Annotated in this window: 16 protein-coding genes; 9 read left to right on the forward strand and 7 right to left on the reverse strand. The window is 70.4% G+C overall.

What is annotated here, in order from left to right; all coding sequences use genetic code 11:
* The first annotated feature begins 2 nt into the window (after positions 1 to 2).
* Genes NIE111_RS16035 through NIE111_RS16050 form a run of 4 tightly spaced genes read left to right on the forward strand, consistent with a single transcriptional unit; the run spans position 3 to position 4318 of the window.
* Positions 3 to 1154 (forward strand): Gfo/Idh/MocA family protein, encoded by a 1152-nt coding sequence (locus NIE111_RS16035; RefSeq protein ID WP_238685162.1) that lies wholly within the window; start codon positions 3 to 5, stop codon positions 1152 to 1154.
* Positions 1151 to 2302 carry a dihydrodipicolinate synthase family protein gene (locus tag NIE111_RS16040; RefSeq protein WP_238685163.1) on the forward strand — a complete coding sequence of 384 codons (1152 nt, stop codon included), beginning with the start codon at positions 1151 to 1153 and terminating at the stop codon, positions 2300 to 2302. Before NIE111_RS16035 ends, NIE111_RS16040 begins: the two co-directional genes overlap by 4 nt.
* A 56-nt stretch (positions 2303 to 2358) precedes the next feature.
* Positions 2359 to 3162, forward strand: coding sequence for a sugar phosphate isomerase/epimerase family protein (locus tag NIE111_RS16045; protein ID WP_238685164.1), 804 nt, complete (start codon positions 2359 to 2361; stop codon positions 3160 to 3162).
* Entirely contained in the window at positions 3155 to 4318 is a 1164-nt protein-coding gene (locus NIE111_RS16050; RefSeq protein ID WP_238685165.1) for a purine-cytosine permease family protein, read from the forward strand. The genes NIE111_RS16045 and NIE111_RS16050 overlap by 8 nt, the downstream gene beginning before the upstream one ends.
* Here NIE111_RS16050 and NIE111_RS16055 read toward each other — a convergent pair.
* Together NIE111_RS16055 and NIE111_RS16060 are read right to left on the reverse strand one after the other, a co-directional pair.
* A complete protein-coding gene (locus tag NIE111_RS16055) occupies positions 4315 to 5874 on the reverse strand; it encodes an acetolactate synthase large subunit (protein WP_238685166.1) in 1560 nt (519 codons plus the stop codon). The genes NIE111_RS16050 and NIE111_RS16055 overlap by 4 nt on opposite strands.
* 155 nt (positions 5875 to 6029) lie before the next feature.
* A complete protein-coding gene (locus NIE111_RS16060; RefSeq protein ID WP_238685167.1) occupies positions 6030 to 6989 on the reverse strand; it encodes a DUF4034 domain-containing protein in 960 nt (319 codons plus the stop codon).
* A 270-nt stretch (positions 6990 to 7259) separates the two neighbouring features.
* On the opposite strand from NIE111_RS16060, the gene NIE111_RS32030 reads away from it, so the two are divergent.
* The gene (locus NIE111_RS32030; protein WP_308193685.1) at positions 7260 to 10331 is read left to right on the forward strand and encodes a S8 family serine peptidase; all 3072 of its coding nucleotides are present in this window, start codon (positions 7260 to 7262) and stop codon (positions 10329 to 10331) included.
* Positions 10332 to 10400: 69 nt separating this feature from the next.
* On the opposite strand, the gene NIE111_RS16080 is transcribed toward NIE111_RS32030, so the two are convergent.
* The gene (locus NIE111_RS16080; protein WP_238685168.1) at positions 10401 to 11045 is read right to left on the reverse strand and encodes an alpha/beta fold hydrolase; all 645 of its coding nucleotides are present in this window, start codon (positions 11043 to 11045) and stop codon (positions 10401 to 10403) included.
* Between the two features lie 196 nt (positions 11046 to 11241).
* On the opposite strand from NIE111_RS16080, the gene NIE111_RS16085 reads away from it, so the two are divergent.
* Complete coding sequence (locus tag NIE111_RS16085; RefSeq protein ID WP_238685169.1) at positions 11242 to 11709, forward strand: nuclear transport factor 2 family protein; 468 nt, start codon at positions 11242 to 11244, stop codon at positions 11707 to 11709.
* 148 nt (positions 11710 to 11857) lie between these two features.
* On the opposite strand, the gene NIE111_RS16090 is transcribed toward NIE111_RS16085, so the two are convergent.
* A complete protein-coding gene (locus NIE111_RS16090; protein WP_238685170.1) occupies positions 11858 to 15322 on the reverse strand; it encodes a ThuA domain-containing protein in 3465 nt (1154 codons plus the stop codon).
* Between the two features lie 233 nt (positions 15323 to 15555).
* On the opposite strand from NIE111_RS16090, the gene NIE111_RS16095 reads away from it, so the two are divergent.
* Positions 15556 to 16401 carry an SAM-dependent methyltransferase gene (locus tag NIE111_RS16095; RefSeq protein ID WP_238685171.1) on the forward strand — a complete coding sequence of 282 codons (846 nt, stop codon included), beginning with the start codon at positions 15556 to 15558 and terminating at the stop codon, positions 16399 to 16401.
* A 156-nt stretch (positions 16402 to 16557) separates the two neighbouring features.
* Here the strand turns inward: NIE111_RS16095 and NIE111_RS16100 are convergent, their stop codons facing one another.
* Together NIE111_RS16100 and NIE111_RS16105 are read right to left on the reverse strand one after the other, a co-directional pair.
* Entirely contained in the window at positions 16558 to 17094 is a 537-nt protein-coding gene (locus NIE111_RS16100; RefSeq protein ID WP_238685172.1) for a hypothetical protein, read from the reverse strand.
* A 38-nt stretch (positions 17095 to 17132) separates the two neighbouring features.
* The gene (locus tag NIE111_RS16105; RefSeq protein WP_238685173.1) at positions 17133 to 18260 is read right to left on the reverse strand and encodes an FAD-dependent oxidoreductase; all 1128 of its coding nucleotides are present in this window, start codon (positions 18258 to 18260) and stop codon (positions 17133 to 17135) included.
* Between the two features lie 22 nt (positions 18261 to 18282).
* Between NIE111_RS16105 and NIE111_RS16110 the strand changes: the two genes are divergently transcribed.
* Together NIE111_RS16110 and NIE111_RS16115 are read left to right on the forward strand one after the other, a co-directional pair.
* Positions 18283 to 19008, forward strand: coding sequence for a TetR/AcrR family transcriptional regulator (locus NIE111_RS16110; protein WP_238685174.1), 726 nt, complete (start codon positions 18283 to 18285; stop codon positions 19006 to 19008).
* A 48-nt stretch (positions 19009 to 19056) separates the two neighbouring features.
* The gene (locus tag NIE111_RS16115) at positions 19057 to 19875 is read left to right on the forward strand and encodes a hypothetical protein (protein WP_238685175.1); all 819 of its coding nucleotides are present in this window, start codon (positions 19057 to 19059) and stop codon (positions 19873 to 19875) included.
* A gap of 33 nt (positions 19876 to 19908) precedes the next feature.
* Here the strand turns inward: NIE111_RS16115 and NIE111_RS16120 are convergent, their stop codons facing one another.
* A complete protein-coding gene (locus NIE111_RS16120) occupies positions 19909 to 21462 on the reverse strand; it encodes an NAD(P)/FAD-dependent oxidoreductase (RefSeq protein WP_238685176.1) in 1554 nt (517 codons plus the stop codon).
* Positions 21463 to 21568: the final 106 nt, after the last annotated feature.

Raw genomic sequence — 21568 nt, forward strand, 5'->3', positions numbered from 1 at the left:
CCATGACCCGCAGGTCGATCGGCATCATCGTCAACGGCGTGACCGGACGGATGGGCTACCGGCAGCACCTCGTCCGGTCGCTGCTGGCCATCCGCGAATCCGGCGGTGTGGCGTTGGCCGACGGCACCACCGTCTGGCCGGAACCGGTCCTGGTCGGGCGCAACGAGACGAAGCTCCGGGAACTCGCCGAACGGCACGGGCTGACCGACTGGACCACCGACCTGACCTCGGCGCTGGCCCGCGACGATGTCGAGATCTACTTCGACGCGCAGGTCACCCAGCAACGGGAGAAGGCGATCCGGCAGGCCATCGAGGCCGGCAAGCACATCTACACGGAGAAGCCGTTGGCCGAGGACACCGCGGCGGCTCTCGACCTGGCCCGGGCGGCGGACGCGGCCGGTGTCCGCACCGGTGTCGTGCAGGACAAGCTCTTCCTGCCCGGCCTGCGCAAGCTCAAGCGCCTCATCGACGGCGGCTTCTTCGGCCGGATCCTCTCGGTGCGCGGCGAGTTCGGCTACTGGGTCTTCGAAGGCGACTGGCAGCCGGCTCAGCGGCCGTCGTGGAACTACCGGGCCGAGGACGGCGGCGGCATCGTGGTCGACATGTTCCCGCACTGGCACTACGTGCTGGAGGAGCTGTTCGGCCGGGTCACCGCCGTCTCCTGCGTGACCGCCACCCACGTGCCCGAACGGGTCGACGAGGCCGGTCAGGCGTACGCGGCCACCGCCGACGACGCCGCGTACGCCACCTTCGAACTCGACGGCGGGGTGATCGCGCAGATCAACTCCTCCTGGGCCGTGCGGGTGTACCGCGACGAGCTGGTGGAGTTCCAGGTCGACGGCACGGAGGGCAGCGCGATCGCCGGCCTGCGCAACTGCCGGGTTCAGCACCGGGCGGTCACTCCGAAGCCGGTGTGGAACCCGGACCTGCCGGCCACCGAGGACTTCCGCGCCCAGTGGGCCGACGTGCCCGACAACGAGGAGTTCGACAACGGCTTCAAGGTGCAGTGGGAGGCGTACCTGCGGCACGTGGTGGCCGGCGAGCCGTTCCGGTGGGACTTCCTGGCCGGCGCGCGCGGCGTGCAGCTCGCCGAGCTGGGGCTGCGCTCCGCCCGCGAAGGTGGTCGCATCGAGGTGCCGGAGCTGCGCTCATGAGCGCCGAGGTCGTGCTGCCCGGTGGACGGCGGCATCGGCTCGCCGGGGGGAGCGGCTTCACCCGACCGGACGCGCCGGCGACCAGCCGGATCGCGTACGCCGCCGCTCACGTGGTCGCCGATCCGGGCGCGGAGAACGTGCCGGGCGCCCCGGCGGCGGTGGACTGGGACACCACCCTCGCCTTCCGGCGGCATCTCTGGTCGTACGGGCTGGGGGTCGCCGAGGCGATGGACACCGCCCAACGGGGGATGGGGCTGGACTATCCGGCCACCCGGGAGCTGATCCGGCGCAGCGCCGCCGAGGCCCGCGCGGTCGGCGGGCGGATCGTCGCCGGGGTCAACACCGACCAGCTGCCGGTCGGCCCGGCCACACTGGCGGCGGTCACCGCCGCGTACGCCGAGCAGCTCGACGACGTCCGCGCCGCCGGCGCCCGACCGGTGCTGATGTGCAGCCGGCACCTGGCCGCCGCCGCACGCGGTCCGGACGACTACCTGCGGGTGTACGACGAGCTGCTGGGCGCCGCCGACGAACCGGTGGTGCTGCACTGGCTGGGCCCGATGTTCGACCCGGCGTTGACCGGCTACTGGGGTGCTGTCGAACTGGACCTGGCCACTGACACGGTGATCGAGCTGATCAAGGCACACGAGTCCAGTGTGGATGGAATCAAGGTGTCGCTGCTGGACGCCGACCGGGAGGTCGCGTTGCGCCGCCGCCTGCCGGCCGGGGTACGCCTCTACACCGGCGACGACTTCCACTACCCGGAGCTGATCCGCGGTGACGAGGTGGGTCACTCCGACGCGCTGCTCGGGGTGTTCGCGGCCATCGCGCCGGCCGCCGCCGCCGCGCTGGCCGCCCTGGACCGGGGGGACCTGACGGCGTACGACGAGCTCTTCGGGCCCACAGTGCCACTGGCCCGGCACCTGTTCGCGGCGCCGACCTGGCACTACAAGACGGGGATCGTGTTCCTGGCCTGGTTGGCCGGGCACCAGGACCATTTCACGATGGTCGGTGGCGCGCAGTCCGGTCGGTCTCCGGCGCACCTGGCCACCCTGCTCACCCTTGCCGACGCGGCCGGGCTGCTGCCCGACGCCGACCTGGCCGCCGCCCGCGCCCGAGCGCTGTTCACCGTCGCGGGGGTGGCCCAGTGAGCGCGAGGAGTGAGCCGGCCTTGCGAGCCCCGCAGTCGGGAGCGAAGACCAGCCCAGTGAGCCTCGCGCGGTTCTCGTTCAACCAGGCCACCGCCCAGCGCTGGCCGCTGCCCGAGGTGGTGGCCGGGTGCGTGGCGGCCGGTGTACCGGGCATCGGCCTGTGGCGGGAGCCGGTGGCCGAGTACGGGTTGGCCCGCTCGGCGAAACTGGTCCGCGACGCCGGCCTCGCCGTCACGTCGCTGTGCCGGGGCGGCTTCTTCTCCGCCGACGACTGGCGGGCGGAAAACCTGCGCGCCATCGAGGAGGCCGCCGCCCTCGGCGCTCCGGAGCTGGTGCTGGTCTCCGGTGGGCTGCCGGCCGGCAGCCGGGACGTCGACGGCGCGCGGCGTCGGGTCGCCGACGCGATCGGCGAGCTGGCCCCGCACGCCGAGGCTGCCGGGGTTCGGCTGGCCATCGAGCCGCTGCACCCGATGTTCGCCGCCGACCGGTGCGTGATCGCTACCCTCGGCCAGGCGCTGGACATCGCCGAGCGGTTCGACCCGGCCGTGGTCGGCGTGGTCGTCGACGCGTACCACGTCTGGTGGGACGACATGGTGTACGCGCAGATCGCGCGGGCCGGCGCCCGGATCGCGGCGTTCCAGGTCTGCGACTGGGTGACCCCGCTGCCGGAGGGGGTGCTGCTCGGCCGGGCGCTGCCCGGTGACGGCTGCATCGAGCTACGTCGGCTGCGCGAGGCGGTGGACGCGGCCGGCTACGTCGGCCCGATCGAGGTGGAGGTCTTCTCCGCCGAGGTGTGGGCGCGTCCGGGCGCGGAGGTGCTCGACGCGGCGATCGCCGGCTACCTACGCCACGTTGCCTGACGTCCCCGAACGGCGCTGGCCGGCGGCGGTCGGCGCCTGGCTGGGCATCGGCACCGCACCCGCCACCCTGGTGCTCGGCGCGGCGATGGCCGCCCGACACGGCGGTGCGGTGCCGGTGGGCGGGCTGCTGGTCGGCGGGACGCTGATGGCGGCCCTGCTCTGGGGGCAGGGCCGGATCGGGCTACGCCGGCCGCTCGGCGACGGCGGGACGTTGACCGCGGTGCTGCCCGCGTACCTGGGGGACACCTCGCGGCTGCTGCTGACGGCGGTGCTGGCCGTGTCGATGATCGGGTGGAACGGGTTCAACGTCGGGCTCGGCGGCGCCTCGCTGGCCGCGTTGACCCACCTGCCGGGCTGGGCCGGGCCGGTGCTGCTGGAGGTGGCGGTCCTCGCCGTCTCCTGGGCGCCGGCCCGGCTCGGCAACCGGGTCGCGGTGGTCACCACGCTCAGCGCGGTGGTGCTGGTCGGCTGGTGCCTGACGGTGCTGCCACCACCCGGTGCGCCGGTCCGCCTCGCCGGCGGCGGGCTCGCCGACGCCGCCGCGCTGATCGGGTACGCGGCCGTGTTCGCGCTGCGCGCGCCGGATTTCAGCGTGGGCCTTTCCCGAAGGCGTGACCTGGCCTGGTGCGTGGGGCTGCTGATCGGGCCGGCGCTGCTCGGGGTGCTCGCCGGGGCTGGCCTGTGGCTGCGGACCGGCTCGGCCGACGTGGTCGCGCTGCTCGCCACCGGCTCGGGGCTGGCCGCGTACGCGAATCTGTTCGTCGCGGTGGCGGTCTTCGCGGCGGCGCTGACCACCACGTACTCCGGTTCCCTGGCGTTGCGCGGTCTGGCTCCCCGCCTGCCGGCGCGGGCGGCGATGCTGCTCGTCGCGGTGCTCGGCGGGATGCTGGCGGTGGCGCGGTTCGACCGTCTGGTGCTGCCCTGGTTGACAGTGCTGGCCGCCGCGTTACCGGTGCTGGTGGTGCCGATGGCAGTGGAAGCCGCGGCCCGTCGGCGTGGTCGTGTCCCGCGTACCGTGCCCGCCTGGTGCTGGATGCCACCGGCGCTGCTCGCGGTGGCCTGCACGCTCGCCGGAGTGGGTGTCGCCCCACTGCTCGGACTGGCCCTGGCCGCGGCGTGCACCGTGCTCTGGCGGCGACGAGGAGACGTAGCCTAGGCCGCAGCGGGGATGGTGGCGTCGATGAGGTGCGGGCCCGGCTGGTTCAGCGCCGCGGAGAACTGCTCCGCGAGTTGCTCGGCGGTGGTGGCGCGGGTGGCGGGCATCCCGAACGCGTTCGCCAGCCCGACGAAGTCGATCTGAGGGTTGGTCAGGTCGAACAGCGGATTGGCGTCGGGGTCGACAGAGCCCGGCTGCTTGCTGAAGTAGCCCCACTCCTGGCGCAGGATCGCGTACCCGTGGTTGTTGAGGATCACGTTGGTGATGTTCAACCGCTCGCGCACCTGGGTCCAGAGCGCGGTGGCGGTGTACATCACGCAGCCGTCGGCCACCAGCGCCACCACCGGCCGGTCGGGTGCGGCGACGGCGGCGCCGACGGCCAGGGGCAGGCCGTCGCCCATGGCGCCACCGGTCTGCATGAGCACGTCGTGTCGGGGAGCGCCGGCGGTGGCGGCGGCGAGGGCGGTGCCGGAGCTCACGGACTCGTCGATGATGATGGCCCGTTCGGGCAGGAGTGCCGCGATGACGTCGGCCCAGTTCTGCACTGTGAGTGCGCCGGTAGGTAGCGCCGGTCGGTGCGGGTCGGTGACCTGGGCCGTCGCGTCCGGTGCCACCAGGTCGGCGAGCCGGACCAGCGCGGCGACGGCGTCCTGACCGACCTCGGCCAGGACGTGCGTCTGGGCGCCCTCGGGTACGAGGAGACTCGGCTGGTCGGGGTAGGCGAAGAACGAGACCGGCGCCTTGGTGCCCGCGACGACGACGTGCCGCGCCCCGTTCAGTTGGTCGAGCACCTGGTCGGGATAGAAGCCGAGCCGGGGGAACGCCGGTAGGCCTGCCCCTCGTTCGACTCGGTTGGAGTAGAGCTCCTGGAAGACGCGTGCACCGGTCGCCGCGGCGATCCGGCCCGCTGCCAGCAGGCCCGCCTCCCGCAGAGCTGGTCCGCCGATTACCAGTGCTGTCGTCTCGCCACTCCGCAGAGCCTCAGCGACCTGGGTGATCGTTCCCTGGTCGACGGTCGGCGCCGGCCGGGGCCGCACGGGAGCGCCGGCCGCGCCTCCGTCGGACCAGGACACGTCCGCCGGCATGATCACGGTGGCGATCTGGCCGGGTGGCTCCAGGACGGCGGCGAGTGCGGCAGCGGCGTCCGGCCCCGCGCCGGCGGCGTCCTCGGGGCGGCGGACGGGACCGCGCAGCCATCCGGCCAGGGCGGCGATGTCGGAGTTCAACGGTGGATCGAAGGCGGTGTGGAACGTCGCGTGGTCCCCGACGATGTTCACCACCGGCGAGTTGGCGCGGCGGCTGTTGTGCAGGTTCGTCAGGCCGTACGCGAGACCGGGCCCGAGATGCAGCAGCGTCGCCGCCGGCTTGCCGGCGATCCGGGCGTAACCGTCGGCCGCGCCGCTGACCACGCCCTCGAAGAGAGCGAGTACGCCGTGCAGCTCGGGAACCGACTCCAGCGCTCCGACCAGGTGCAGCTCGGTGGTGCCGGGGTTGGTGAAGAGCACCTCGACCCCGCCGTCGACAAGCGTCCGCAGCAGTGCTTCCGCGCCGTTCACACAGTCACTCCATCGCCGGTCGGATCAGCAGTGATTCGATACTAAGCTCGCATTTCGGACTACTGCTGCTAGGTTCCCGGTAAATACCCCGGTAGGTGAGGAGGGGGATCCGATGGAACGGGGATGGAGCGAACGTGGCTACCCTCGTCTGCTAGCTAGGCGCTCCGGTTCGTGGCCACCCAGTCGCGAGAGGCGGTGAACTTCTCGACCGGTTCGCCGAGGACCGACCACGGCCACTCGGTGACCATCCCGTCGAGCAACGCGAACACGTGCGCGGCCGCGTCGAACTCCTCGGCCAGTTCGAAGGTCAGCGCGAAGATCGCCAGCCGTGGCGCCCAGCCGGGACCGGCGGGGATGTAATCCGGGTGGAAGATCGAGTTTTCCGCGGCGGTGAGAAGCTCGGCGCGGACCTCGTCCGAGTCGAAGTACGCGTTGCCCTCTTCCACGTCGGTGGCCTCCCACCTCTCGAAGTGGGCGACGGCCACCAGTTCGTGCAGGAGGCTGTTGGGTCCGGCCGCCGCGGCGGCGCTCCGCGCGAAGTCGAACATCTCCTCGTGGCTACCGGACCACTTCTTGCACAGATACTGCAACCGCTGCTCGTGCGCGACCACGTGCCCCGGGTGGAGTCGCGTCACCGCCTCGAAGCGCTGCTGAGCCTCCGCCGCCCCGATGCCCAGGCCCCGTGCGCTGGTGACCAGCCAGGCTCGTGCGGTGACGTTGTCGGGTTCCTGGGCCAGCACCTTCTCCAACAACGCTTCGGCGTAGTGCAACCGCTCATGGAACGCCTTGAACTGGGCAGCGGCGGTGTACTTGGCCCGCTTGCCGCCACGTGCCTCCCACGCCCAGTGCACCGCGTGACAACCGGCGACCAGCACGGGCAACGTCGACTCGGGCTCGGCGTCGATCCAGTCGCCGATCCAGTCCTGGATCCCTTCGACCCCGCCGACCGCCTCCATGAGGTAGGCCATCTCGTCCGCATCGGCGGCCATGGTGAGCAGTTCCCGGGCGAACTTCCACCTGCGCTTCTCCAACGCCCGGATCAGGGCCTTCCGGTGCGGGTCACCATAGGTCGGGTCCAGGGCCGGGGCCTTTGACCGCTTGATGAATGACCACATGCCACCGAACCCCCATGTCGTACGCCAGGTGGCCGCTGATACTAGATGATCACGCGGCCTGCGGCTGACCGGTGCGCGCCTCAGCGGTGGCGGAGCCGACTCGTGGGGCTGGGCGCCCTCGCCGAGGCGTTGTGATCTTATACGCACCAGTGATCCGTAACACCGCGCAAATCTTCGATTAACCGTCGTGGACTTGGGTGGGGGAGCGCTCCCAGTGCGGGTCGCGACCAATGAAAGACGCTCCACAAGGGAGCAATCGAAAGGAGCCTCGTGGCTACAGGCACGAGCGGAAACAGGCTGCGAAGACTGGCGATACCTACGCTGGTCGTCGCCCTGATCGCCGGTACCACCGGTGTAGCGGGAACGGCGTCGGCGGCACCCGCGGGGTCGTCGGGCAACGGCAGCGGCGCCGGCTACTTCACCGCCGGGTCCGACCGGAAGGTCACCCTGACCGACGGGGGCGACCGCCGACCCGGTGGCAACCGTGCGGCCACGCCGAAGGCAGCCGTCGACGAAACCGGCACCGGCATGTACGTCGTCGAGTTGGCCGAGGACCCGTTGACCACGTACACCGGTGGGGTGTCGGGTCTGACCCGCACTCGCCCGGCGGCAGGTAACCGGCTGGACGTGACGTCGACGCCGTCGCAGGCGTACCGCCGGCACCTCGACACGCAGCGGGGCGCCGTCGCCGCCGCGGCCGGGGTCACTCTCAACGCCGTCTACACCACCGCCTTCAACGGGTTCTCGGCAAAGCTGACCACCCAGCAGGTGAGCACGTTGCGGGCGGACAAGCGCGTCCGCGCCGTCACCGCCTCGCGGGCCCTCGGCACCCCCTCGGCGCCGCCCACCGCGACCACGGCGACCGCCGCCAACCCGACGCCCGCCACCTCGAGTGACGCGGACCAGTCGGCGCCGACGGACCGCTCCGGCCGGCCGGCCAAGCCCGGCCCCGGCACGGGCGCGGGCATGGTGATCGGCGTCCTGGACACCGGCATCTGGCCGGAGAGCGCGTCGTTCGCCAAGAAGATGCCCGCTCCCGCGAACTGGCACGGCACCTGCCAGACCGGTGTGGCCTTCGTGGCCGAGCACTGCAACGGCAAGATCGTGGGTGCCCGGTACTTCGCCGACTCGTGGCTCGCCGGCGGTGGTTCGGTGCCCGAGGGCGAGTTCCTGTCCCCCCGCGACGCGTCCGGGCACGGCACCCACACCGCCTCCACGGCGGCCGGCCTGCCGATCTCGAACGTCACGATCGACGGTCGCCGCTTCGGTCCCGTCTCCGGGGTGGCGCCGGATGCTCAGATCGCCGTCTACAAGGTGCTCTGGGGTGGCATGGGCTACGACGCCGACATCATCGCCGGCATCGACGCGGCCGTCGCCGACGGCGTGCAGGTGCTGAACTTCTCGATCGGCTCGCAGCTCGGCGACTGGGAGGCCAACACCCCCATCGGCATGGCGTTCCTCAACGCCTCGCTGGCCGGGGTCTTCGTCGCGGCGTCGGCCGGCAACACCGGCATCGTGAGTGGGGCCATCAGCAACGCGGCACCCTGGGTGACCACTGTCGGCGCGGCGGTGACCAAGCTCGACGAGGCCACCGCCAAGCTGGGCGACGGCACGAAGCTGGTCGGCGGTTCGCTGGACGCCCTGCCCGGCGGCGGCGCACGGCCGCTGGTCTTCGGCGATCAGGCCGGCTCGCCGGATCTGGGCGCGGTCTACTGCGAGCCCGGCAGCCTGGACCCCGCCAAGATCAAGGGCAAGGTGGTCGCCTGCGCGCTGTCCGACATGTTCGGCTCCGCCGCCGAGATCAAGGCCAAGGGCGGGGCGGCGATGATGGTGTTCGACCCGGTCGGCAACTACCGGATCAACTCCATCTTCAACTTCCCGGTGGTCTACCTGCCGACCGAGAAGCAGGCCGGCACGCTGTTCAACTACCTGATGCGCCACCCCACCGACGCCACCGTGTCGTTGCGCACCGGCGGTGACGGCTCCAGCGTCCCGGGCATACCGAGCGTGGCCGACTTCTCCTCCACCGGCCCGGACAAGGTGACCCTCGGCGTCTTCAAGCCCGACCTGGTCGCCCCCGGGTCGAACATCATCGCCGCGGTCTCACCAGCGGGCAACTTCGGGCGACAGTACGACGCGTACTCCGGCACCTCGATGGCCTCGCCGTACGTGGCCGGGGCGGCGGCGATCCTGCGCGCCACGCACCCGGACTGGTCACCCGGCGCGGTCGCCTCCGCGCTGCGCACCACCGCCACCGACACCGTCGGCACCAGCAACCCCCTCGACCAGGGCAGCGGCTTCATCAACCTGCCCCGGGCCACCGACCCGGGACTGGTCATCGAGCCCACGGCGGCGGAGCTGATCGAGTTCAGCGAGACGACCGAACCCGACGGCAAGGCCCTCAACCTGCCGGCCATCTCGTTGCGCGAGTACGACGGGACCCGCCCGGTGACCCTCACCCGCACCCTCACCAACGTGGGTAAGGTGCGGGAGACCTACCGTTCGTCGGTGTCCGGTCTGCCCGGCATGAAGGTCACCGTGTCGCCGGCATCGGTGACCCTGGCGCCCGGCACGTCCGCGACGGTCACCATCACGCTGCGTCGGGGCAGCGCGCCCTGGGACCGGTACGTGACCGGGTCGATCACCTGGCAGGGTAAGGCGCACAGCGCCCGGATCCCGGTCGCCGCCCGTCCGTGGGGCATCTCGGCCCGGCCGTACGCGGACGACGGCGAGGAGTTCGCCCGGATGGCCAACGGCGCCTTCGGCATGGTCCAGCCGGGCTTCACCGGCCCGCTCGTCGGTCGCAGCACCGGTTACACCCCGATGCGGCGCACGTCGTACTCGATGCCGGCCGGCGTCTACGGGGGCGTGTTCGACCCGAGCGCCACCGGAGTGAAGACTGTCGACTTCACCGTGCCGGCGAACACCGCCGGCATTGTCGTCGAGGCCAACACCGCCGATCCGAACACGAACCTTGATCTCTACCTGTACAAGGGCGACACCCTCGTCTACAGCAGTGACAGGTTCTGGACCAGCGCCGAGCAGGCGTACAAGTTCCTGCCCGAGCCGGGGCGCTACACCGCGTACGTGTTCGCACAGTACCCCGGTGGTCCCGTCGTCGACTTCGAGCTGGGCCACGCCATCATCGGCCGAAACGCCACGTATTCGGGTGCCACCCTCACGCTGCCCTCCACCTCGGAGCGCGGTCAGGGCTTCAGCTTCACGCTGAAGCCCAACAAGCCGCTGGCCGAGGGTGACTTCTGGGCGTACACCGAGTACCGCACCAACGGCACCGTGGTCCCCGGCAACCTCGTCTACACCCAACAGAGTTCCTGGCAGTAACCGTTCAACCGAGCGTGGGGCGGTGCCGACGTGCACCGCCCCACCGACGGTGACGCCGTGGTCACGACCTCAGGGCAGCGGGTACGCGGTGAGACGGTCGGCGAGCTGCTTCGGGTGGCTGAGCGGCACGCAGTGCCCTCCGTCGATCTCGTCCGGGACGACGCCGAGGCGCTCAGCGGCAACCCGGCGCTGGAAGTCGGCCGGGAAGAACCGGTCCTCGCGGGCGAGGAGCACCGTCGTCGGTACGTCTGGCCAGGCGTCCAGGGGCCACGGCTCGTCGCCCTCGGCGCTGACCTGGTCCCGGCTGTGTGATGCTGCCTCCGCGATGATCTCGGCCGGGACACCGTTGTAGAACTGCTGCTCCTCACTGAGCCCTTCGGCGCTGCGGTAACCGGTGTTGGCCCACCAGTCACCGGGCCTTTCACCGGGCTTGGGGACCATCGGTGTGAGAAGGACGAGCAGCCGCACCGGCAGCTTGTCGGCGATGAGCGGCGCGGTGAACGCACCGTACGAGTGCCCGACGACCACGAGATCGCTCCGGTCGCCGATCGCGTCGACGACCGTCTGGCAGAACTCGGTGAACCCCGCGGATCTGTCCTCGATCGGCAGCTCCGGTACGACCACGTCGTGGCCGCGGCTGGTCAGCTCGGGGACAAGGAGATGCCAGTCCCAGGCGCTGCCCCCGCCGCCGTGGATCAGAACGAATGTCGCCATGCCCCGAAGCCTCACACACGGGTATGACACGCACCTCTGTCGATGAGGATGCACCGGGTACGGACGACGAATGCGCTTCGGGACAGTCACATCGAGGTTCAGGTCAGTAGGGTGCCGTCGATGGGGCCCCGGCCACCCCGGAGGTAGTCCTCGGCGTGGCCCAGGTGACGTCTACCGATTTCGTAGGAAGCCCGCCATGAGCAGCCCACGCGAGACGTTCCTCCGACTGGTGAACGGAGTCTGCGACGGTCCGTACGAGGACTTGGCCGACCTGTACGCCGAACAGACCCTTGTCACACATCCGTTCCACCCGCTCAACCCGCCGTCGCTGCGTAGCCGCAACGAACTGCACGAGCATTTCACCGCGCCGCCTCCCGTCACCCGGACGCTGGTCCGTAAGCCAGTCGACGTGACGATTCATGAGACTGCGGACCCGGAGGTGATCGTCGCCGAGTTCGCCTATCAGGGGCGGGTAGCCGAGACAGGTGAGGCGTTCACTGTGCCCTGCGTCTTCGTGATGCGTATCCGCAATGGGCTCATCATCGAGTCCAGAGATTACATCGACCCCATCGCGAGCGCGCGGGCCTGGGGTCAACTCGACAGCCTCCTGACCGCACTCCGTCCCCAAACAAGCGCCTCCATCGAGGGCGCAGCCCGACCCTGATTCGCGCCCCACGCCCTGCGCACGCATCTGCCGCGGCGAGGTGACGCGCTCGTCGGCGGCTGATGACGGCGCCGAGGAACTCCGGGGTCTGGGCGATTGGCGTGGTAGCGCCGGCGGGCGGGACGCTCCCGCCCGCCGGCGACCGGGGTCAGGTGACCGTGATGGTCAGGTTGAGTGAGCGGGTCTCCCCGCTGGTGTAGGTGACCGTCACCCGGGCGGTGTAGGTCCCCTTGCGGGGGTAGCTGTGGGCCGTCGACCGTAGCGTCGCCCCGTGTGTGATGGCGCTGTTGTCGCCGAAGTCCCACGCGTAGTCGGTGATGCTCTGCCCGGACGGTGCCGTCGCCGTGGCGGTGAGCGTGGTGGTCAGCGGCGCGGCGCCGCCGGTCGGGTTGGCGGCCAGGGACAACGTCCCGCCCGGCTCCTGTTTGACGCCGGCGCCGTTGAACCGCAGCCAGTCCAGGGCGAGCAGGTCCGGGGTGCCATTGACCTGGGCGGCGTTGACGAACTTCGCGTACAGCGTGGTAGTGCCGGTGGGCTTGTTGGTCAGCGTGACGGTGGGGGAGACCAGGTTGTCCCACCCGCCGGTGGAGCCGATGGTGGCCGTGCCGATCAGCGTGCCGGTGGGCGAGCCGGTGCGCAGTTCGATGGCGCCGCCGAGCCCGCCATTGGTCACCCCGAGCGTCACCGAGCCGACGTTGCGCAGGTCCGCCGGCCCGAACGCCACCCAGTCGTTGTGGTCGACCTCGCCGAGCCGCTTGCCGGCGCGGGCGGTGGCCCGGTCGTTGACAGTGACGCCGGACTGGGCGCTGAAGTGCTCGGCCTCCTTGCTCTTGGGCTGCAACTGCACGCGGGTCGAGCCGGTCAGCGCCGGTACGCCGCCGGTCGCGCCACCGTCGGTGTACTGCGCGGTGATCAGGGTGTAGAGGTTCTGCCCCGGTCCGTGGCCGTCACCGGCGTCGGCCTCGGTGGCGAGTAGGCCCGAGCAACCGGTGTAGACGTCCAGCGGGTGGGCGTGCGAGTCGTGGCCGAGCTGCGTCTGCACTGTCACCTTGGCGCAGTCGATGGTCGTCTCCTCCGGGTCGGTGACCGTCACCGTGTACGGGATCTTGTCGCCGAAGTCGAAGAACCCGCCGTCGGGCACTGTGATGGTCACCGTCGGTCGGGTGTTGCCGACCACCACGTCGGTGACCGCTGTGGCGGTCAACCCGTTGCCGCTGTTGCGCACTGTCAGCCGGGCGGTGTGCTTCCCGGCCGTCGAGTAGGTGTGGCTCGGGTTGGCGGCGGTGGAGTCGGTGCTGCCGTCGTTTGTGAAGTCCCAGGCGTAGCTGAGCGCCGACCCGTCACCGGCGGACGACCCGACCGAGGAGAACGTCACAGCGAGCGGCGTACGTCCGGTGTCGGGGGTGGCGGCGATCTTCGCGGTCGGTGGCCGCCCGTTGGCGACGTAGTCGATCCGGTAGATGCCCGCGCCGGCGTTGCTGCCGCCGCGACCACTGCCGGTGCCCTCGCCGAAGTCGATGACGTAGAGCGAACCGTCCGGGCCGAACTCCGCCTCGAAGGGCTGGATCCAGCTCATGGTGCCGAAGATTCCGTTGATCGACTGGAGGTCACCCACGGCGGTCGGGCCGAAGCGCGCGTTGCTGAAGCTCTGCGCCGTCTTGTGGATCGACAGCGTCTTGAACCACCTGCGGGTCAGCTCATAGGTGATCCACTTGCCCTCGAAGTACTCGGGGAACTTCGTGGTGCGGGTGTTGGCCGGGTCGTAGTCGTAGACCGGGCCGCTCATCGGCCCGCCACCGCCGGTGCCCAGCTCGGGGAACTGGGTGGAGGCGGAGTACGCGTACCAGACCAGCGCGGACTTCGCCGCCGGCAGGGTGGTCAGGCCGGTGTTGTTGGGTGAGTTGTTCACCGGCGCGGCGCAGGTGAACTTCGCCCCCGAGGTGTTGGTGGCGAAGTTGTAGTCGTTGAAGGGAATGTTGTTGCCCACGCAGTAGGGCCATCCGAAGTTGCCGGCGCTGGTGAGCCGGTTGAACTCGACGGTCCCCTCCGGACCGCGGTTGGGGTCGGCGGCGCGGGCGTCGGGACCGTAGTCGGCCACCAGCACCGCGTTGGTCTGCGGTTCGATGGTGATCCGGAACGGGTTGCGCATGCCCATCGCGTAGATCTCCGGCCGGGTCCTCGCGGTGCCGGCGGGAAAGAGGTTGCCGCTCGGCACCGTGTACGTACCGTCGGATTGTGGGGTGATCCGCAGGATCTTGCCGCGTAGGTCGTTGGTGTTGCCGGCGGTGCCCTGGGCGTCCCAGGCGGCGCGGCCGGCGCGTTCGTCGACGGGGGTGTAGCCGCTGGAGGCGAACGGGTCGGTGTTGTCGCCGATCGCCGCGTAGAGCCGTCCGGCCGCGTCCATGGCCAACGACCCGCCCATGTGCGAGTTGGCCCGGCCCTCGCCCCGATAGGTGGGGATGGTCAGCAGGCGTTTCTCCGAGGAGAGCGCGACGCTGTTGTTGGCGACGGTGAACCGGGACAGGTTGAGCTGTTTGAGGGTCTTGTCCGACCAGAGCAGGTAGATCCAGCCGTTGCTGGCGAAGTTGCGGTCCAGGGTCATCCCGAGTAGCCCGTCGGACTGGTCGGTCATCGCCGAGGTGTAGGCGAAGTCCAGCAGCGTGGTGACCTGGAGGGTGTCGGAGTTGACCACCTTCAGCGCGCCGGTGCGCTGGATGTAGTAGACCTTCCGGTCCGGGGCGACGGCCAACTCGAAGGGGTCGGCCAGGTTCTCGGTGACCAGCCCCACCCGTTCGAAGTTGCTGGTCTTGGTGGCCGAGCAGTCACCGGCGACCGCGCCGGCCGCCCACTCGATGCCGTAGCGCAGGTGTTCCAGGAAGGTCGGGGTGCTGAACTGGGAGCTGGCGTGCCCTCCGGCGGTGAACCAGGACCGGCCGCCGTCGTAGCGCTGACACCAGGAGTACGCGTGGTCGACGCCCTCGTCCAGGCCGTTGATCCCGTCGCGCACCTTGATCTGGGCGAGGGTGTGCACGTTGCCGGTCGGGTTGGTCCGCCAGTTGTACCACTCCTCGCTCTGCTCCCAGAGTTCCGGCAGGTTGCGCGTCGAGGGGTGCGCCCGGTCGAGCACCTTGACCCGGCCGGGGAAGGTGCCGCCGGTGGACGAGAAGTCGGGGTGGTAGTCGAAGATCGTGCCGACCAGCCCCTCGTACCACTGCCAGTCGCGTTCGCTGGCCGAGGCGGCGTGCAGGCCGGCCCAACCACCGCCGTTGCGGATGAACGTCTGCAACGCGGCCCGCTGGCTGGCGTTGAGCAGGTCACCCGAGGTCGGAAGGCTGTTGGTGTTGTTGAAGACGAGAGCGTCGAAGGTGGCGAGGTTGGCGTCGGTGAAGGCAGCCGCGTCGGTGGTGGCGACGACCTCGAAGTTGTGGGCGGCGCCGAGCTGCTGGATCGCGGCGATGCCGGCCGGGATCGAGTCGTGGTAGAAGTTGGTGATCTTGGAGAAGACCAGCACCCGGAAGCGCGGGGCGGCCTCGGCGGGCAGGGCGGTGGTGGTGCTCACCACTGTGGCGATGGCGAGCAGGATCAGGCAGAACGCACGGAGGTGTCGGGGCATGGGGGCGCTCCCTGTCGGACGGTGAGGGGTCGGAAAGCGCTTTCTCGCTGCCCGCATCACGGTACTGACAGCCAGTGATGAGCGTCAATAGCCTCCTGGTAAGCGGTTTCCCGCTCCGGCGGCGTCCGCGCGTCGGCGGGCCCCGCAGGCCCATGGGTACGGCTTAAGATGTCCTCTGGATGCGCCCGGTGACTGTGTGGATGCGGCGTGTCCCGTCGACCTGGGGAGGTCTCGTGACGGTGCCGTCCACGTCGGAATTGCCCGAGGGCCGTGGTGCCGACCGGATCGACACCACGACTGTGCATCCGGCTCGCCGCTACAACTACTGGCTCGGCGGCAAGGACAACTTCGCCGTCGACCGGGAGTCCGGCGACCAGATCGCGGCCGTCTATCCAGGGGTACGCACGCTCGCCCGGGAGAACCGGGCCTTCCTCGGCCGGGCGGTCCGCTTCCTCGCCGAGGAGGTCGGCGTTCGGCAGTTCCTCGACATCGGCACCGGCATCCCGAGCGCCGACAACACGCACGAGGTGGCCCAGTCGGTGGCCCCCGACTCCCGGGTGGTCTACGTCGACAACGACCCGATGGTGCTGGTCCACGCCCGGGCGCTGCTGACCAGCGACCCGGCCGGCGCCACCGCCTACCTGGACGCCGACCTCCGCGACCCGGAGAAGATCCTCGCCGACCCGCAACTGCACGCCACCCTTGACCTGTCCCAACCGGTGGCGCTGGTGCTGATCGCCGTGACGCACTTCCTCACCGACGACGACCGCCCACACGAGCGCGTCGCCCGCCTGCTCGACGCGCTGCCGTCGGGCAGCTGGCTGGCGCTGACCCACTTCACCACCGACCACCTCCCCGCCGAGATCGTCAGGCGGATGGAGGCCGAGTTCGCCGCGGGCCGGATGAAGCAGGATGCCGTCTCCCGCGACCGCGCCGAGTTCGCCCGCTTCTTCACCGGTCTGGAGCTGGCCGAACCGGGCATCGCCCCGGTCACCCAGTGGCGGCCGCAGGTGCCACCGGAGCAGCGTCCGCCCCTGGCCGACGCCTCCATCTATGGCGCGGTGGCCCGCAAGCCCTGACCGGTCGTGCCGAGATGCCCGAGCCGCACTGGGCGCACGGTCACGTCTTACGCGTCAGGATCTGAGGCCAGGAGCCGGTCGAAGACACGTCGGTCGCCGTCGGGGTGTCGCCGCCAGGGCGTCGGGCGTTGAGCCACGGGCTGGGCCGTTCCTGGGTCAGGCAAACGGCTTCGGGTCGAAGCTGATGCCGCCCCGTTCGGCCATCCGGAGCACTCGATTGCCGTAACGCGGGGGTTGGCGCAGGTAGAGGGTGTAGCCCGACGCCTGGAACCTCAGGTCCAGGTCGCGCCCCTCCAGGTGCCAGCAGGGCTCCCCTGACTGTGCGGGGGCCTCCTGGCGCAGGTTCTTCAACTCGAACGGCAGGCAGATGGAGTGCAAGCCGCCGACGATGTCCCAAACATTGTGGAAGATCAGCGTGGCCGGTGCTACCCAGAAGTGGACTTGCCGCATCGGGCCCGGATCGATCCGGCGCACGATGTAGTCGAGGTCGAGATGCAACGTCAAGGCCGACGGTGCGGTGGGATCGAGGTCGTCGTCCTCGCGATAGTCCCCTGTCGGATCTTCGAGCGGACCCTCGTCGTGGGTGACGGCGAGCGCGTGAATTCGGCAGTAATCCCACGAGGTTTCCACCAGGTCCTGATCTGTCAGGGTGGCCTTCCGGAGACCGGACTCACTGTGCACATCCGTCGTCATGAAACGATTATCGCCAGCCGCGTCGACGGCGCCAGATGTCATTCTGTGCGTGCGGGCTCCGCCGGCCGGGTGAAGAAGCGGACGATGTCCTCCGCCGCGGTAGGGGACAGCATCATCGCCTGGACTCGTGCGGACATCTCGGCGATCGGCTGAATCCTGCTGAACATCGACTCCTCGTACGTCCGAATCGCCGAATTCGGGTCGGCGGGGTGGGCAGCGAGCCGGCTGGCGAGTTCTGCGGCGTCGAGCATGGCCTGGTTCGCTCCCTCGCCGACCGGCGGCATGAGGTGCGCGGCGTCGCCGATGAGGGTGACGTCCGGCCGGCTGGTCCAGCGCGTACCGATGGGCATCGCCTCGATCACGCGTGGCGTCGGCGCGCTCTCGGCGGCCTTGACGAGTGCGGTGAGTCGGGGGTTCCAGCCAGCGAACAGGTCCAGCAGTGCCTCCTTGGTGCGATACGTATCCAGGGGCCGGTCCTTTTCGCGCAGCGAGATCCCGACCCGGAGGTTGCCGTCGCCGAGACGTTGCGCTGCCAGAATCTGGTTCACCCCGACGCACCACAGGTTCCCGGGGCCGACCAGTTCGGCGAGATCGGGATGACGTCTGTCGACGTCGTCGACGTTCAGCTCCACGAGCGTTGCCACGTAGGACAGTTCGACGTCGGTCAGCAGTGGCCGGACGACCGATCGCGCGCCGTCCGCGCCGATGAGGATGTCGCAGCTGGCTCGGTGGCCGTCGTGGAATGTCAGTTCCCAGCCCTCGTCGGGTCGGGGGGTCGCCGCGACGAGCCGGTGCCGCCAGGCGACCGTGTCGCCGGGAAGGGAGTCGAGTAGGAGATCACGAAGTGCGCTCCGGTCGATCTCGGGACGTCCGGAGAACGAGCCGGGTTGCGGTTCGTGGTGCACCAGGGTGCGTCCGGTCGGGTCGAGGATGCGGTGTTCCTCGCCATCGGGCCGCGCCTCCGACCGGAACCGGCCGGCGAGACCCGCCTCGGCCAGGGCCAGTTGCCCGGACTCCGGGTGCAGATCGAGGGCGCCGCCCTGAGGCCGGGCGGATCGGCTTGCTTCCCGGTCGTACACCACGGCGTCGATGCCGTGTCGGTGCAGGATCCGAGCCAGCGTCAACCCGCCGAGTCCGCCACCGGCGATCGCAATTCGCGTTCTCACGGCGCTACCGTACACTGTATTGGTGGATACACCGTACGGTAACGAGCCGCTGCCCGTCTGGGAGCGGCCCGAACCTCAGCCTCGGGCGGTGCCGGTGCCGTTGAGCCGCGAGCGGATCGCCGCTACGGCGATCCGGCTTGCCGACGCGCACGGCCTCGACGGGCTGTCACTGCGCAAGATCGCTAAAGAGCTCGGAGTCGGTCCGATGCGGCTCTACGACTACGTGATCAACAAGTCGGAGCTCCTCGATCTCATGGTCGACGTCGTCTATTCCCGGATCGCCGAGGTGGGCGAGCGCTCCGGGTGGCGCGACACGGTTCTGGCGATCGCCCACGCGACCCGCGCTGCCGCCCTTGAGCATGAGTGGTTCTCCGACGTGCTCGGCGGACGGCCGCACCTGGGGCCGCACGCGCTCGCCGTGGGCGAAGCGACCGCCGCGGCGCTCAGCGCGGCCCCCGGCGTGGTTGACATCGACGATCTCCAGCGGGCCGTGGGCGCCCTCAACGCCGTCATCATCGGATCGGTCCGCAGAGAGGTCACCGAACGACGCACCGCACGCTCCACCGGCACCGACGAAGCCGCCTTCCAGGCCAGCCTCGGCCCCTACCTGACGCGCATGTTGACAACCGGCAGGTACCCCACAGTGGCCCGGCTCGTCATCGACGGCGCTCACCTCGACGCCGAGGAGACCTTCCACCACAACCTGACCACCATCCTGGACGGCGTCACCCGCCGACGCTCGACCTGATCCGTGCGCTGCGGCCAGCGGCTCACCAGTCCAGACAGGAGCCCACGAGTGGACGTCAGCCTGGCGACGAGCGCCGGCAGTGCCGATCGGCCGAATGAGGACTTCGTCGGTGCGGTTCCCGACGCTGTCGTTCTGCTCGACGGCGCCGGCATTCCGGGCGCCGAATCGCTCTGCTCCCACGGCGTCGCCTGGTACACGCACCGCCTCGGCGGCGCGCTGCTCGGCCACCTGTCGCTCGGCGACGGGCGACAGCTCGCCGCGATCCTCGGCACCGCGATCGGCGAGATCGCCGCCGAGCACGGCGACACCTGCGACATCGCGGACCCCAGCAGCCCGCAGGCCACCGTCGCGATGGTCCGCGCCCACCAGGACCGCTTGGACTGGCTCCTGCTCGCGGACTCCTTCCTCGTCATCGACCAGGCCGACGACGGCCCGCTGGTGATCACCGATGAGCGCGAGATGACCGCCCGGCGGGAGTGCTCGGCGCCGCTGGCCGGCATTGCCCGGGGAACGCCGGAGTACGACCGGGTGCGAGCCTCCTGCGTCACCGCGCTGCGTGCCCGCCGAAACCAGCCGGGCGGCTACTGGATAGCCAAGGATGACCCGCGCGCGGCGCGGGAAGCGGTGACCGGCAGCCGGTCCCTCGCCGACCTGAACGGTGTCGCATTGCTCAGCAACGGTGCCAGCCGCATCGTCAGCCCGTACGGTCGGACCGACTGGCCGGGCATGCTGGACCTGCTTCGGGCCAGCGGGCCGACCGGCGTCATCGCCCGCGTCCGGCAGGCCGAGGCGCAGACCACCGGTGGCGCGGAGGCGCACAGCCCGGACGACGCCACGGTGGCCCACTGCACGCACCTGCCGCGGTGAGCACCCGCCCGTGCCGCCAGAGCGTGCTCAGCTTCAGGCGTGAGACGGGGGAGCTGCGACAGGGGCTCGGTCGTCCGACCCCTCCGGCAGGGTGATCGGCGCCGCGATGATTCGGCTGGGCACCACCGGCGCGTCCCGGCCGGTGCCCCGCCGGCTGTCACCGCCAGAGGATTCCTCGTGGTAATCCTGCTCCACGTTGACCGACCAGACGTCGTGCGTACTCCCGGTGGCGATGTTCTCGGCGGTGAGCATCGCGGTCAGCATCGAATGGTCCTGGTTGTTGTAGCGGTGCATGCCGTTGCGACCCACCGGGTGCACGTTCGGCACCGCCTCGGTCAGCCAGGCCCGGATCACGTCCACGTTGTGCTGGTAGCGCTCGTCGTACACCGGGTAGGCCTTGGGCATGCGCACGACGTAGCCGGCCTCCACCACGCCCTGTCGAACCAACCCCAACCGCTCCAGCTCCGCGGTGGCGAGGGCCACCAGGTCGGCATCCGGGGTACGCCACATCTCGTCGTCCTCGAACACGAAGTACTCCAGGCCCAGGCAGGTGCGGCCGTCCTTGACGAGGTACGGCGACCAGGAGCCGAAGTTCTGGATCCGGCCCACCCGTACCCCCGGGTCGTGCACGTAGATCCAGTTGTCAGGGAACGAGAACTCCGCCGGCACGACCAGGGCGACCGTCAGGAAGTCGCGGTAGCGCAGGTCGGCCGCGCAGGCCAGCACCTCCGGCGGCGCGGGCGGGTGCAGCGCGGTCACCAGCTCCGAGATCGGCATGGAGGAGATCACGTGGTCGGCTGCTTCGGTACGCTGCCCGCCCGCGCCGTTGACCGTCACGCTGATCGCCCGCCGGCGGGCCGGGTCGCGGTGCACGGCGGTGACCCAACTGCCGGTGGACACCTGCCCGCCCCGCTCGCGGACCTGCTCGGCGCAGCGCTCCCACATCATCCCGGGCCCGTACTTCGGGTACTGGAACTCCTCGATCAGGCTGGTCACATCGGTGCGCCGACGCCGGGGCAACAGCGCGTTGCGGATCGCCGTGGCCAGCGACAGGTTCTTGATCCGCTGCGCCGCCCAGTCGGCCTGCAACCGGTCCGCCGGCATGCCCCAGACCTTCTCGGTGTACGTCTTGAAGAAGATCGAGTACAGCCGCCAGCCGAACCGGGCCGACACCCAGCCCTCGAAGTGTGACTGGTCCCGTGGCGGCCGCAGTCGGGCGCGGGCGTACGAGCCAAGGCAGCGGACGGCCTCCGGCAGACCCAGGTTGCGCAGCGCGTTCACGGCGCTGAGCGGGTAGTTGAACAGGGCGCCCCGGTAGAAGATGCGGCTCATCCGGGGCCGGGTCAGGAAGTCCTCGTCCGGCAGGATCTCGTGCCAGAACGCCTCCACCCGGGGCACCTTGGTGAAGAACCGGTGCCCGCCGATGTCGAACCGCCACCCGTCGCGCTCCACCGTCCGACTGATCCCGCCGACCACCTCGTCGGCCTCGAACACCTGCACCGACCGGCCGTGCCGGAGCAACTCGTACGCCGCGGTGAGCCCGGCCGGCCCCGCACCGATGACCACAGTGCCGTTCTGCTCGCTCATGCTGACGCGCTCCCTGCTCACCGCCATGGTTGAGGCGCGGCGTCCACCCGCTCTGGGCAGAATGTCACACTTGGTGGTAATTGGTCCTCGCTTCGGCGGGGAGCGC

Origin of the sequence: Micromonospora hortensis, from assembly GCF_022230935.1 — a bacterium.
GTDB lineage: Bacteria > Actinomycetota > Actinomycetes > Mycobacteriales > Micromonosporaceae > Micromonospora > Micromonospora hortensis.